The sequence below is a fragment of the Streptomyces sp. NPDC102514 genome, assembly GCF_055584525.1.
In genome coordinates this window covers 502,584-514,692 of record NZ_JBVJLW010000002.1, presented here as the reverse complement: position 1 = coordinate 514,692, position 12,109 = coordinate 502,584, and the positions used below count along the sequence as shown (strand labels likewise).

The 12,109-nt window shown below is 71.2% G+C and carries 11 protein-coding genes; 5 read left to right on the top strand and 6 right to left on the bottom strand.

The window, feature by feature from the left end:
* The first annotated feature begins 4 nt into the window (after positions 1-4).
* Positions 5-1,222, top strand: coding sequence for an LCP family protein (locus ACZ60E_RS07215; protein WP_469438873.1), 1,218 nt, complete (start codon positions 5-7; stop codon positions 1,220-1,222).
* Here ACZ60E_RS07215 and ACZ60E_RS07210 read toward each other — a convergent pair.
* On the bottom strand, positions 1,173-2,420 hold the full coding sequence (locus ACZ60E_RS07210) for a N(5)-(carboxyethyl)ornithine synthase (RefSeq protein WP_469438872.1): 1,248 nt from the start codon (positions 2,418-2,420) through the stop codon (positions 1,173-1,175). The genes ACZ60E_RS07215 and ACZ60E_RS07210 overlap by 50 nt on opposite strands.
* 552 nt (positions 2,421-2,972) lie before the next feature.
* On the opposite strand from ACZ60E_RS07210, the gene ACZ60E_RS07205 reads away from it, so the two are divergent.
* Positions 2,973-3,176, top strand: a complete 204-nt coding sequence (locus ACZ60E_RS07205) for a cold-shock protein (protein WP_384804684.1) — start codon at positions 2,973-2,975, stop codon at positions 3,174-3,176.
* Positions 3,177-3,299: 123 nt separating this feature from the next.
* Positions 3,300-4,400 carry a fatty acid desaturase family protein gene (locus ACZ60E_RS07200; RefSeq protein ID WP_453794536.1) on the top strand — a complete coding sequence of 367 codons (1,101 nt, stop codon included), beginning with the start codon at positions 3,300-3,302 and terminating at the stop codon, positions 4,398-4,400.
* Between the two features lies 1 nt (position 4,401).
* Here ACZ60E_RS07200 and ACZ60E_RS07195 read toward each other — a convergent pair whose 3' ends face one another.
* The 3 genes from ACZ60E_RS07195 to ACZ60E_RS07185 all read right to left on the bottom strand — a co-directional run bounded on the left by ACZ60E_RS07195 (position 4,402) and on the right by ACZ60E_RS07185 (position 7,127).
* Positions 4,402-5,073, bottom strand: coding sequence for a response regulator (locus ACZ60E_RS07195; RefSeq protein ID WP_453794537.1), 672 nt, complete (start codon positions 5,071-5,073; stop codon positions 4,402-4,404).
* A complete protein-coding gene (locus ACZ60E_RS07190; RefSeq protein WP_469438871.1) occupies positions 5,042-6,421 on the bottom strand; it encodes a sensor histidine kinase in 1,380 nt (459 codons plus the stop codon). Before ACZ60E_RS07190 ends, ACZ60E_RS07195 begins: the two co-directional genes overlap by 32 nt.
* A gap of 127 nt (positions 6,422-6,548) precedes the next feature.
* Positions 6,549-7,127: a TetR/AcrR family transcriptional regulator gene (locus ACZ60E_RS07185; protein ID WP_384804676.1), complete on the bottom strand. Its 579-nt coding sequence runs from the start codon at positions 7,125-7,127 to the stop codon at positions 6,549-6,551.
* Positions 7,128-7,484: 357 nt separating this feature from the next.
* On the opposite strand from ACZ60E_RS07185, the gene ACZ60E_RS07180 reads away from it, so the two are divergent.
* Entirely contained in the window at positions 7,485-8,972 is a 1,488-nt protein-coding gene (locus tag ACZ60E_RS07180; RefSeq protein WP_469438870.1) for an MFS transporter, read from the top strand.
* A 44-nt stretch (positions 8,973-9,016) separates the two neighbouring features.
* Here the strand turns inward: ACZ60E_RS07180 and ACZ60E_RS07175 are convergent, their stop codons facing one another.
* The gene (locus tag ACZ60E_RS07175) at positions 9,017-9,928 is read right to left on the bottom strand and encodes a helix-turn-helix domain-containing protein (RefSeq protein ID WP_469438869.1); all 912 of its coding nucleotides are present in this window, start codon (positions 9,926-9,928) and stop codon (positions 9,017-9,019) included.
* Positions 9,929-10,094: 166 nt separating this feature from the next.
* Here ACZ60E_RS07175 and ACZ60E_RS07170 point away from each other — a divergent pair, with 166 nt between their 5' ends.
* The gene (locus ACZ60E_RS07170) at positions 10,095-10,967 is read left to right on the top strand and encodes an oxidoreductase (RefSeq protein ID WP_385833366.1); all 873 of its coding nucleotides are present in this window, start codon (positions 10,095-10,097) and stop codon (positions 10,965-10,967) included.
* A 250-nt stretch (positions 10,968-11,217) separates the two neighbouring features.
* On the opposite strand, the gene ACZ60E_RS07165 is transcribed toward ACZ60E_RS07170, so the two are convergent.
* Complete coding sequence (locus ACZ60E_RS07165; RefSeq protein WP_469438868.1) at positions 11,218-11,991, bottom strand: CDP-alcohol phosphatidyltransferase family protein; 774 nt, start codon at positions 11,989-11,991, stop codon at positions 11,218-11,220.
* Positions 11,992-12,109 lie beyond the last annotated feature (118 nt).

Below are 12,109 nucleotides of genomic sequence, written 5' to 3'. Positions count from 1 at the left end.
GCGGATGAACGACCGGACCGACCACGGGACCGGCCACGGTGCGTGGCCGGGGCGCGGGAACGGCGCCCCGCCCTCGACCCGTACGGCACCACTGCCCGGCATGCCCTCACCGGCCACCCCGGGCCGTACGCACGAGGGCCGCACGGGCCAGGGTCGTACGGGCCAGGGTCGTACGGACGACGGGGGCCTGCCCCGTCGGAGCGCGACCGGCGGCAGGTCTCCGAAGCCCCGACCCACCCGGCGCCGCAGGGCCGTGCGGCTGGCGGTCCTGCTGCTCGCCGCGCTGGTCGCGGCCTCCGCCGGCACCTACGTGTGGGCCGACACCGAGCTGGACCAGGAGGTCGACCTGGGCGCGCTCCCGGACCGTGCACCGGCCGGAAAGGGCACCAACTACCTGATCGTGGGCTCCGACAGCCGGGCGGGCCTGTCCGAGCAGGCCAAAAAGGACCTGCGCACCGGCTCGGCCGAGGGGCGCCGCACCGACTCGATGATCCTGCTGCACACCGGCGCCAACGGCACCACCATGCTGAGCCTGCCGCGCGACTCCTGGGTGACCGTCCCGCCGTACGTCCGCCCCGAGACCGGCCGCAGCTACCGCGCCGAGCCGAACAAGCTCAACGCCGCGTTCTCCCTCGGCGGCCCCGACCTGCTCGTACGGGCCGTGGAGAGCAACACCGGGCTGCACGTCGACCACTACGCGGAGATCGGCTTCGCGGGCTTCGTCGGCGTGGTGGACGCGGTCGGCGGGGTGGACATGTGCCTGGACCGGGACGTCAAGGACCCCAACTCGGGCGCTGACCTGCGGAAGGGCTGCCAGACCCTCGACGGCTCCGAGGCGCTGGCGTTCGTCCGGCAGCGCAAGCAGGAGGCCCAGGGCGACCTGGGCCGAACCCGCAACCAGCAGAAGTTCCTGACCGCCCTCGCCGAGAAGGCGGTCACCCCCGGCACCCTCCTCAACCCCGCCAGGTCCTTCCCGACCCTCGGCGCGGGCCTGGACACGCTGGTGGTCGACAAGGGCACGGGCCTGCGGGACCTCATGACCCTGTTCCGCGCGATGCGGGGCGTCACGGCGGGCGGCGGCCGTCAGCTCAACGTGCCCGTGTCCGACCCCGCGCTCGCCACCTCCAAGGGCAGCGCGGTGCAGTGGGACGACCGCCGCGCCCGCACCCTCTTCACCGAGCTGAGGAACGACCGCCCGGTGACGCTCCCGCGGGAGAGGTGACTCCGTCCTTCGGCGCAGGGGGAAGCACCGGAGCCGTCGGGAGCGCGGCGGCCGGGACCTCGACGGCGTGCGGGTACACGGCCGACCGCTTCTGGAAGGAGAGGATCTTCGGATTCAGGACGACACCGTCGCGGATCTCGATGGCGTTCTTGACCGTCGCGTCACCGTCCCAGGCCGCCGGGCCGCTCAGCACCTTGCGCAGATACGGCAGAAGCGCCTCGCTGATCTCCCAGGTGGCCGAGTTCCACAAATGCGACGGGCTGTGGTCCACGCCGTAGTAGTGACAGCCCGGGCCCACCGCGGGCATCGGGTCCTCGAACGTGGTCGGCCGGGCCCATTCGAAGCCCATGCCCTCGTCGCAGGAGACATCGACGAAGAAGGTGCCCGGCCTGAACAGGGCCAGTTCCTCCTCGGTGACGAACGTGAGCGGCGCGTCGGTGTCCTGCCTTATGCAGTTGACGATCACGTCGAACCCGGCCAGATACTCCGCGAGCGGCACGCGGCCGGACCCGGTGAGGGCCTCCAGCCGGGACGGGTCGTCCTCACGCTCGGCGAAGTGGCCCATCACGACCGACGGCATCGGCGAGGCGACCGCTGCGGCGGCACGCTGGGTCAGCACCGTGACGTCCGAGATCCCCATGGCTCCCAGACCCGTCACCGCCCCGCGTGCCGTGGCCCCGAAGCTGATGACCACCGCGCGCATCCGGCGGCCGTAACTGCCGGTCAGTCCGCCGAGCTGCAGGGCGTGCAGCACCGAGCAGTAGCCGGCCAGTTCGTTGTTCTTGTGGAACACATGGACGCTGAAGGCGCCCGTGGAGGTCCAGTGGTTCATGGCCTCCCACGCGATGAGGCTCAGCCGCCGGTCGATGGCGAGCTGCGTCATCCGCTCGTCCTGCACACAGTGCGGCCAGCCCCACAGCACCTGGCCCTGGCGCAGCTGGGCCACGTCCTCGTGCATCGGCTTGGGCAGGAGGAGCACATCGCACTCGTCGAGAAGCTGCTCACGGGAGCGCAGTCCGCCCACCAAAGGCCGCAGCGCGTCGTCACCGACACCGAACCTGCTGCCGTAACCCTCTTCCAGGAAGATCTTCGCGCGTACGTCGGGAGCGATCCGGTCGAGGTGACCGGGGTGCAGTGGCAGCCGGAACTCGTTCTCCTTGCGGGAGGAGGCAAGTACTCCGAGACTCAACAGACTCATGCGCGTCCTTCTATTTCGTTGTCGTCGTGCTGGTTCGATCGTGGTGCCGCTTCGATCGTCGAGCTGGTTCCGTCCGGGGTGTGCAACGCAGGACCGACCGGATCGGGAACGGTCTTGCCGGTGCCTGCGCACACGTTCGGCCGGCGGGAGGGCCGTCTCGCCGCAGAGCGGGGAAGGTCGCTATCGGCGGGTGCGGAAGGGGCTGCGGAACGGAGTGGGGGAGACGGCGGGGCGGTACGAGCCTGAAGGCATCGTGCGGCTCATTTCCGGCCGGAATCGTTCTGCGTCGGCCATTGCCGTTCTCCGAGTGCGACGCCGAAACGGGTGACGGCGTACGAGGTGCGCCCGGTGCCGCAACCGTACTCCCTCCCGCATTCGGCGCCGACCCGCAGGGAAGGGGCCGAAGCCGGGCCCCTGGGCTTTTTCGCCCATCGGGAACGTATCCGGCACACCGGACGTTGTGAGAGTGGTTGTAGTTGAAGTTCGCGAAGTGTTTTCGACGGTTTTCTTCGACAGCTGGCCACCAGCATCTCGACTCGAAGGAGACATCACATGGCTCTTGGAACTGTGAAGTGGTTCAACGCGGAGAAGGGCTTCGGCTTCATCGCCCCCGATGAGGGCGGCGACGACATCTTCGTGCACCACTCGGCCATCGACACCGAAGGGTTCCGCTCCCTGGAGGAGAACCAGAAGGTGGAGTTCACGGCCAGCCAGGGCCCCAAGGGGATGCAGGCGGACCAGGTCCGCCCGCTCTGAGGAGCGCCCTTCCCGAGCCTTCTTTCACAAGGCAGGCCCTTTCCGAGGCAGGCCCGTACGCGGGCCTGCCTCGGCGTGCATCCGGCGCCGGGCCGACAAGAGCCGCACCCCGAGAGGACACACGTGAGCACCACCGACACCATCGACCGGGGCGCCGATCCGGCGGATCCCGCCCGGACGACCAGGCCTCCTCCCGCCCGCCGGGGCAGCGACTACGCCGCGCTCTGCCGCGAGGTCAAGCAGAGCGGGCTGCTGAAGCGGCGCCCGGTCTACTACGCGGTCAAGGTCGGGGCGAACCTGCTCCTGCTGGCCGCCGGCTGGACCGCCTTCGCGCTGATCGGACCGTCGTGGTGGCAGCTGGTGACCGCCGCGTTCCTCGCGGTGATGTTCACCCAGACCGCGTTCATCGGGCACGACGCGGGACACCACCAGATCGCCGCCTCCAAGCGCGTCAACAACGTGCTCGGCCGCGTCCACGCCGACCTGCTGGTCGGCCTCAGCTACGGCTGGTGGATCAACAAGCACACCCGGCACCACTCCCACCCCAACCACGTCGACCGCGACCCCGACATCGCCGACGGCGCGATCGCCTTCACCGAGGACCAGGCCCGCGTCCGCAGCGGCGCGTACGCCTGGCTGGGCCGCCACCAGGCCTGGCTGTTCTTCCCCATGCTGCTCCTTGAGGGCCTCGCCCTGAAGGTCGCCGGCGTACAGGCCACCTTCGAGCGCGGCCGTACGCGGACCGGGCGCGCTGCCAGGCTCGCCGAGGCGGCCATGCTGGCGGCGCACATCGGCGGCTATCTCGCCGCCCTGTTCCTGGTCCTGACCCCGCTCCAGGCCGTGGCCTTCATCGCGGTGCACCAGGGACTCTTCGGGCTGTACATGGGGTGCTCGTTCGCCCCCAACCACAAGGGCATGGCCCTGTTCGGCAAGGACGACAAGGTCGACTTCCTGCGCCGGCAGGTGCTGACGTCACGCAACATCCGCGGCCACCGGCTCACCGACCTGGCCCTCGGCGGACTGAACTACCAGATCGAGCACCACCTGTTCCCGTCCATGCCGCGGCCCAGCCTGCGCCACGCCCAGGAACTCGTCCGCACCTTCTGTGCCCGGCACGGCATCGCGTACCACGAGACGAGCCTCCTCGACTCGTACGCCCAGGTGCTGAGGCATCTGCACACGGTCGGCGGCCCACTGCGCCTGCGGCCGGAACTGGAGTACTGACTCACCGAGGACTGCGGGGCACCACCAGTCCGCAGTCGTACGCCAGGATCACGGCCTGCACCCGGTCGCGGAGCCCGTACTTCTCCAGGATGTGCGCGACGTGCGTCTTGACCGTCGTCTCTCCCACGCCCAGTTCCAGCGCGATCTCCGCGTTGGACAGTCCACGGGTCAGGGCCCGCAGGACATCGAGTTCACGGCTGGTGAGCGCGCCCAGGCGCGACGGCACGTCGGGGGTCGCGGGCGCGCCGAGATGGGCGAAGCGGTCGAGCAGCCGGTGGGTGACCCGGGGCGAGAGCACGGCGTCACCGGCGGCCACGGTACGGATGGCGCCGACGAGCGAGTCGGCCGGTCCGTCCTTGACGAGGAAGGCGCTGGCCCCCGCGCGCAGGGCGTCCACCACGTGTGCGTCCAGGTCGAACGTGGTCAGGATGACGACGCGGCTCGGTGACCCCGTCTCCGCGATACGGCGGGTGGCCTCGACGCCGTCCATGTTCGGCATCCGGATGTCCATCAGGACGATGTCCGGGAGCAGGGACAGGGCGCTGTCGACGGCCTCGACGCCGTCCGCCGCCTCGCCGACGACCGTGATGTCCGGTTCTGCTTCGAGGATGAGCCGGAATCCCGTCCGGATCATGGGCTGGTCATCGACCAGCAGGACGCGGATGGCTTGCATGCGGGGGATGCCCTTCGTAGTGCCCTGCGAGGTCGAATGAAAGATCGTCCGATGCCGATGCCGCCGGTGTCGGTGCTTCTGTTCGTACGGGTGACAGCGTCGGCGTCGACGACGGCAGCGGTACGACCGCGTGCACGCAGTAGCCGCCGCCCGGACGCGGGCCGGTGTGCAGCGAACCGCCCACGGCCCCGATGCGTTCCCGCATGCCGAGCAGTCCATGACCGGGCCCGTCGGGCAGGCCTGCCGGGCGCGGCGCCGCCCCCTCGCCCGGCCGGGGCCCGTCGTCGCAGAGCCGGACGGTGAGCCGCCCGTGCCTGCGTTCCCAGGCGACGGTCAGCTCGGCGTGGGTGCGGCCCGCGTGCTTGAGCGTGTTGGTGAGCCCTTCCTGCACGACGCGGTAGACGGTCAGGTGCGAGCCCGCGGGCAGTTCGGCGGGTGCCCCGGTCGTCGTGAAGTCCACGGTGAGGCCCGCCGCGCGCACCGCGTCCACCAGCGCGGGCAGGGCCTGCACGGTGGGCTGCGGCGGCTCCCTGCTCGGGTCGGCGTCCGCCTCGTCCTCCGTACGCAGGACGTCGAGGAGCCGGCGCAGTTCCGTGACGGTCGCCCGGCCCGTCTCCTCGATCGTGCCGTGCAGCTCGTGGGCCTTGTCGCCGTCGCGGTCCTGGATCCGGTCGGCTGCGATCGTCTGGACGACCATCAGGCTGACGTTGTGCGCGACGATGTCGTGCAGTTCGCGGGCGATCCGGGCCCGTTCCTCCATGACGGCGGCGCGCGCGTTGGCCTCCTGCGCGCGTTCCAGCGCGGCGGCCCGCTCCAGCACCTGGTCGCGGATGGCGGCGCGCGCCCGGGTCAGCCGGCCGAGCGCCCAGGCCCCGACCAGCAGCACGGCGTCCGCCAGCAGGGTGGCGATGCGGTGCCCGTGCGGGGCGAGGACCGCCTCGGCGACGGCCGCGGCCGGGATGACCACGGCCACGACCAGGCTGGCCGTCCTGGGCGCGCCCCGCCGGGCGGTCAGCAGGACGGCCGTGGCCACGCCCAGGTAGGAGGGCCCGATGGAGGTGCCCTGGGGTCCCGAGAGGTGCGGGATGTAGTGCCGTGCCTGGAGCGCGGCCACCGCCACCGTCATGACGAGCAGCACCGGCAGGGGGAACCGCCGGTGGACGGCCAGCGGCAGGGCGGACAGCAGGGCGAGTACGAAGAACAGGGCGTCCGGAGTGCGCAGCTCGGGCACGTCGGCCGGCATCGGCGCGAGCGGGACGAACGCGCCCGCGGTGAAGAGCAGGGCCAGACCCGCGTCCGTGACGGCCGGGGGCACGCGCCGTCCGGCGAACGAGTCCATCAGGGTCATGGTCCCCACGGTAGACGGACCGCCGGGGCCGCCCCTCTGGCCTGGGGAGGAACGGTTCGTGGCCGCCTCCTCCGTGAAGGCATCCTCCGCAGGGAGGAGAGCCCGCCGGGACCCCTGGGCGGGCACGTCAGTGGGTGACGCGTACGCCGTCCAGGGCGATGGCCATCACCCGGTCGCGCTGGGTGTCGTCGTCGAAGGTCGTCGCGGTGATTCCGGCGACCATGCGCAGCAGGTCGACGAAGGTCATGTCCGTGCGGGCCTCGCCGGCCCGCTGGGCCCGCTCGAACAGGGGGGTGCCCGCCGCGTACATGGACTCGCGGCAGGCGGCGAAGATCTCCGACTCGTCGTTCAGGGCCTCGCGCACGGCCCGCTTGGTCACCATGTAGCCGGCGAACCGGTCCAGCCAGGCCGTCAGCGCCTCCCACGGTGCGAGGTCCGCGACCTCCTCGGCGACCTCGCACAGCGAGTTGACCTCGTCCGCGTACAGGCTCTCGAAGAGGTGTCTGCGGGTGGGGAAGTTGCGGTACAGCGTGCCGATGCCGACCCCCGCGCGACGGGCGATGTCCTCCAGAGAGGCCTCGGCGCCCTGCTCCGCGAAGGCCTCACGGGCGGCGGTGAGCAGCGCGTCGTAGTTGCGGGCCGCGTCCTTCCGGTGGGGCCGCCGGGTCGCGACGATCTCGCTGATGGGGAACGGCTGGGCGGTCACTTGCTGCCTCCCGGGCGGGACGAGGTTGAAGCGGAGGTATGCCTCCGCTACAGTGGAGGGGTACCTCCACTTTAGCAGTGCGGGGTGCGTCCACCGGGGACACGTGCGGCCGCACGCGCCACCGGCACGACGTACCCCCGTCTCCGTCCGGGCGCCGTGCCGAGCGCACCGCCCGCTCACCCGACACTCCCTGACACCTTCCGCGACCTCCCCCTGCTCCCGGCTGCCGCTTCCGGCCGCGCTCGGACAGGGGGCCCGTCCCACGACCACCGCCGCGTCCCGTGCCGCTCCGGCATGCGCGGACGACGCGAACGTGACGACAGGACCGGGGCCGCAACCAGTTCGGAGAGGCTTTTCATGCCCCGCAAGTCCACCCGCCTCACCTTCGCGGTCCTCGCGACCGGTGCGGGCGTCTTCTCCATGCTCCAGTCGCTGATCGCGCCGGCCCTGCCGACCGTCCAGCACGAACTGCACACCTCGCAGTCCACCGCGACCTGGGTGATGACGGCGTACCTGCTGTCCGCCTCGGTCTTCACACCGATCCTCGGCCGGGTCGGCGACCTCATCGGCAAGAAGCGCACCCTGGTCGCCGTCCTGGTGACCGTGATGATCGGCTGTCTGATCGCCGCGCTCGCCCCGAACATCGGGGTACTGATCGTCGCCCGGGTCGTCCAGGGCATAGGCGGCGCACTGTTCCCGCTGTCCTTCGGCATCATCCGCGACGAGTTCGCCGCGTCCCGGGTGAGCCCCAGCATCAGCAACCTGTCCGCCGTGATCGCCGCGGGCGGCGGTGTCGGCATGGTCGCGGCCGGACCCATCGTGACCGCGCTCGACTACCGGTGGCTGTTCTGGCTGCCCGTCGGAGTCGTCGCGGTGACCGTCCTCATCGCCGTCCGGTACGTCCCCGAGTCGCCCAGGCGCGCCGAGGGCCGCGTGAACTGGCTCGGCGCGATCCTGCTGTCGGCATGGCTGGTGGCGCTGCTCCTGCCGCTCAGCCAGGCGACCCAGTGGGGCTGGGGCTCGGGCAGGGTCATCGGGCTGTTCGCCGCCGCGGTCGTCCTCTTCGTCCTGTGGCTGCTCGCCGAGGCGCGCTCCCGCTCGCCGCTGATCGACCTCAAGGTCATGCGGCTGCCCGCCGTGTGGACCACGAACACCGCCGCGCTGCTGTTCGGCGCGGGCATGTACTCGATCTGGTCCTTCCTGCCCGCCTTCGTCCAGACACCCAGCTCCGCCGGGTACGGGTTCGGCGCGAGCGTGACCGCGTCCGGACTGCTCATGCTGCCGATGCTGGTCGCCATGTTCTTCTCGGGCATCCTGAGCGGCCGGCTGGAACCCGTCGTGGGAGCCAAGAAACTGCTCACGACCGGTGCCGCGCTCGGTGCGGTCGCCTGTGGATTCCTCGCCCTGTGGCACGACGAGCAGTGGCAGGTCGCCTTCGTGTCAGGCGTGTTCGGCCTCGGCATCGGCCTCGCGTTCGCCTCGATGGCGAACCTGATCGTCGGCAGCGTCCCGGCCGAGCAGACCGGCGCCGCGACCGGGATGAACGCCAACATCCGCACCATCGGCGGGTCCATCGGCGCCGCGGTCACCAGCGTCCTGGTCACCGGCCATCTGCAGTCCTCGGGGCTGCCGGAGGCCTCCGGCTACACCCACGGGTTCACGCTGCTGGCACTGCTGCTCCTGGCCGCGGCCCTGGCGGCGCTGCTCGTCCCCGTCCGCCACGTACGCCGTATCACCGGCGCGCCCCGCGCCACCGGCGGCCACGAACCGGACGCGGACCTGGAGGTGGAGTCGGCCCTGGCGCGTACGAACCAGGAGACCATCGCCCCCGCCGTACGCAACTGACGTCTTCGTACGCACCTGACGTCACCGGTCGTACGCAGCCGACGTCACTGGTCCTCGACGGCCCGGCGGCTCTCGGAGCCTGCCGGGTCCCGGTCCGCCTCGCCGGACGCCGTCAAACTCCCCAATATGGCGAGCAGTTCGGCGTCCCGGCTGCCCGGTGCGGCCTGGAAGACCTTGAGGACCAGACCGTCCGCCCCGACGATGCCCAGCTTGCTGGCGTACAGCTCGAAGTCGCCGACCTTCGGGTGCCGCAGCCGCAGGACACGTGACTGCTTGGGGTGCACGTCGTGGCGGCCCCACAACTGCCGGAAGCGTTCACTGCGTACGGACAGCTCGCCCACGAGTTCCACCAGGCGGGGGTCGTCGACGTCGGGCCCGACATTGGCCCGCAACGCGGCGATCCCCGCCTCCGTCAGCTCCTCCCAGTCCCGGCGCAGCTCCCGTTCGCTCTCGTCGAGGAGGACGGCCCGCACGATGTTGCTGCCGGGGGCGTGGTTCGGGGACAGGGCCCTGGCCAGCGCGTTGGCGGCCAGTACGTCGGTGAACTTGTTCTCGACGTAGGCGGGGTTGTTCGGCCAGGCGTCCATGAGCTGGAGGATGTCGGGCGGCACGGTCTCGGGCCTGCGCGCGGCCCCGCGTCCGCGGCCGGCGGCGGCACCCGCCTTGTGCGCCTGCGACGGCCGGACCTGGGCCAGCCCGATCAGATGCTCCGTGGCATCGGCGTCCAGATGCAGGACGTCGGCCAGGGCTTCGAGGACCTGGAGCGACGGATTGCGGTCGCGGCCCTGCTCCAGACGCAGGTAGTAGTCGGCGCTGATGCCGGAGAGCATCGCGACCTCCTCGCGGCGCAGGCCCGGGACGCGCCGCAGGCCGCCGCCGCGGATCCCCGCGTCCTGTGGCCGGACCAGGGCACGGCGGGCGCGCAGGAACTCTCCGAGGACGTTCGTGCCGTTCATACCTCCACCGTAGTTCCGCCCCGGCGCGGATGACTGTCCCTGTCACTCCCAGGAACAGCGGGGTACTGCCGTCCGCGTCCGGCCCCGCGCAGAGTCGAAGAGCAAGGCACGAAGAAGGCAACGCGAGAAACACAAGAAACACATGAAACACAGCGAGAGGCACACCATGACGGACGTGACCGGCACACTCTCCGGCGGCACCCTCACCCCGGCCGACGGCCTGACCCTCACACGCATGGGGTACGGGGCCATGCAACTGGCGGGTCCCCACGCGTTCGGGCCGCCCAAGGACCGGGACGAGGCCGTCGCGGTGCTGCGGGAGGCCGTCGAGCGGGGCATCACCCACATCGACACGAGCGACTTCTACGGGCCGTACGTGGTCAACGAGATCATCAGGGAGGCCCTGCACCCGTACGCCGACGATCTGCGCATCGTCACCAAGGTCGGCGCCCGCCGTGGCGACGACGGGGCGTGGATCTTCGCGCGGGAACCCGAGGACCTCAAGGCCCAGGTCCGGGAGAACCTCCAGCGCCTCGGCGTGGAGACGCTCGACGTGGTGAACCTGCGGGTCGGCTCCGCCGAGGGCACGGACGAGGAGCCGCTGAGCGACCAGTTCGGGGCGCTGGCGGAGCTGCGGGAGCAGGGGCTGATCCGGCACCTCGGTGTCAGCTCGGTGTCCGACGCGCAGCTGACCGAGGCGCAGGCCATCGCGCCGGTCGTCACCGTGCAGAACCTCTACAACCTGGCCAACCGCCAGGACGACGCGCTCGTCGAGCGGTGTGCGGCGGAAGGGATCGCGTTCGCGCCGTTCTTCCCGCTGGGCGGGTTCAGTCCGCTCCAGTCGTCGATCCTGACGGACGTCGCGACGCGCCTGGACGCATCGCCCCAGCAGGTCGCCCTGGCCTGGCTGCTCCAACGCTCCCCGTCGATCGTCCTGATCCCGGGCACGTCGTCGAGGGCGCACCTGCGCGAGAACATCGCATCCGCAGAGCTGGTCCTCCCGGACGAGGAGATCACTGAACTGAACAAGATCGCCTAAGCGATTCCGAACGTCGTATGCCGTCTGCGGGCCGGTGGGGGCGGGCCGCGCAGTTCCCCGCGCCCCTTACGGGGCTGTGGCGCGGGCGTGCGTGGTTCTGCCGGGGAGATTGCCCAACTGAGCAAGATCGCTGGGGGATTCCCACCTAAGGGGCGCGGGGAACTGCGCGCTCAGCCACGCGCGACCGGCAGCCGACGACGTACGCCGTCTGCGGGTCCGTGGGGGTGGGCCGCGCAGTTCCCCGCGCCCCTTACGGGGCTCCGACCGTCGCCGTCTCTCGGACGAGGTCCAGCTCGGTCAGAGCCACGGCAGGGCCCCGCGTGCGCCACAGCCAGCCGATGTCCCGGCCGAACGACCAGGTCAGCAGGGCGAGGGCGAGGGCGACGACCCCGAACGTCAGGGCGTACGGGAGGATGCCGGCGCCCGCGAGGAGCAGCAGGACACCCTGCAGCGCGGCCACCGTCTTGCGCGCAGTGCTCGGCGGGAGCGCGTTGTTCAGCCAGGGCAGGAACCGCGCGGCCGCCACGAAGGCGTACCGCATGCCGCCTATCAGCAGGGCCCACGCCCCCACCGTCGTGGCGACGTACACGCTGAGCACCAGGATGAGGAACGCGTCGACCTCCATGTCGAAGCGTGCCCCCAGTGCCGTGGAGGATCCGGTGCGCCGGGCGACCTTGCCGTCGACCGCGTCGAGGATCAGGGCCATCACGGTGAGCGCCACCAGGACCGTGACCGGCGGCGGGCTCTGGAAGGAGTCGGCGACCAGGGCGGTCACCCCGCCGACCAGGGTCGCCCGGCCGAGCGTCACGCGGTTGGCGGCTCCGAAGGAGCGGGGCCGCGTGCGGTGCAGGGCGCGTGAGAGCACCGCCCAGGTCGCGAGTCCGAACGCCAGCCCGGTGAGCCAGCCCGCGGGGCCCAGGCCGATCGCCGTGCCGAGCACGGTCAGCAACAGCAGTTGCACGCCCGCTCCCACGGCCGTCTCCTGCTGCAAGAGCCTCGCGTCGTACGTGTTGTTCAGGGCCACCGCACATCCTCCGGCCAGGTGACAGAGTCGATCATTGCCGCGTACCTTGTGCGCGGCTTCGCAAAGGTCGGTACGTGGCCCGCCGCCCGATCGTTCAGCCCGTTCCCTCAGCCGATTC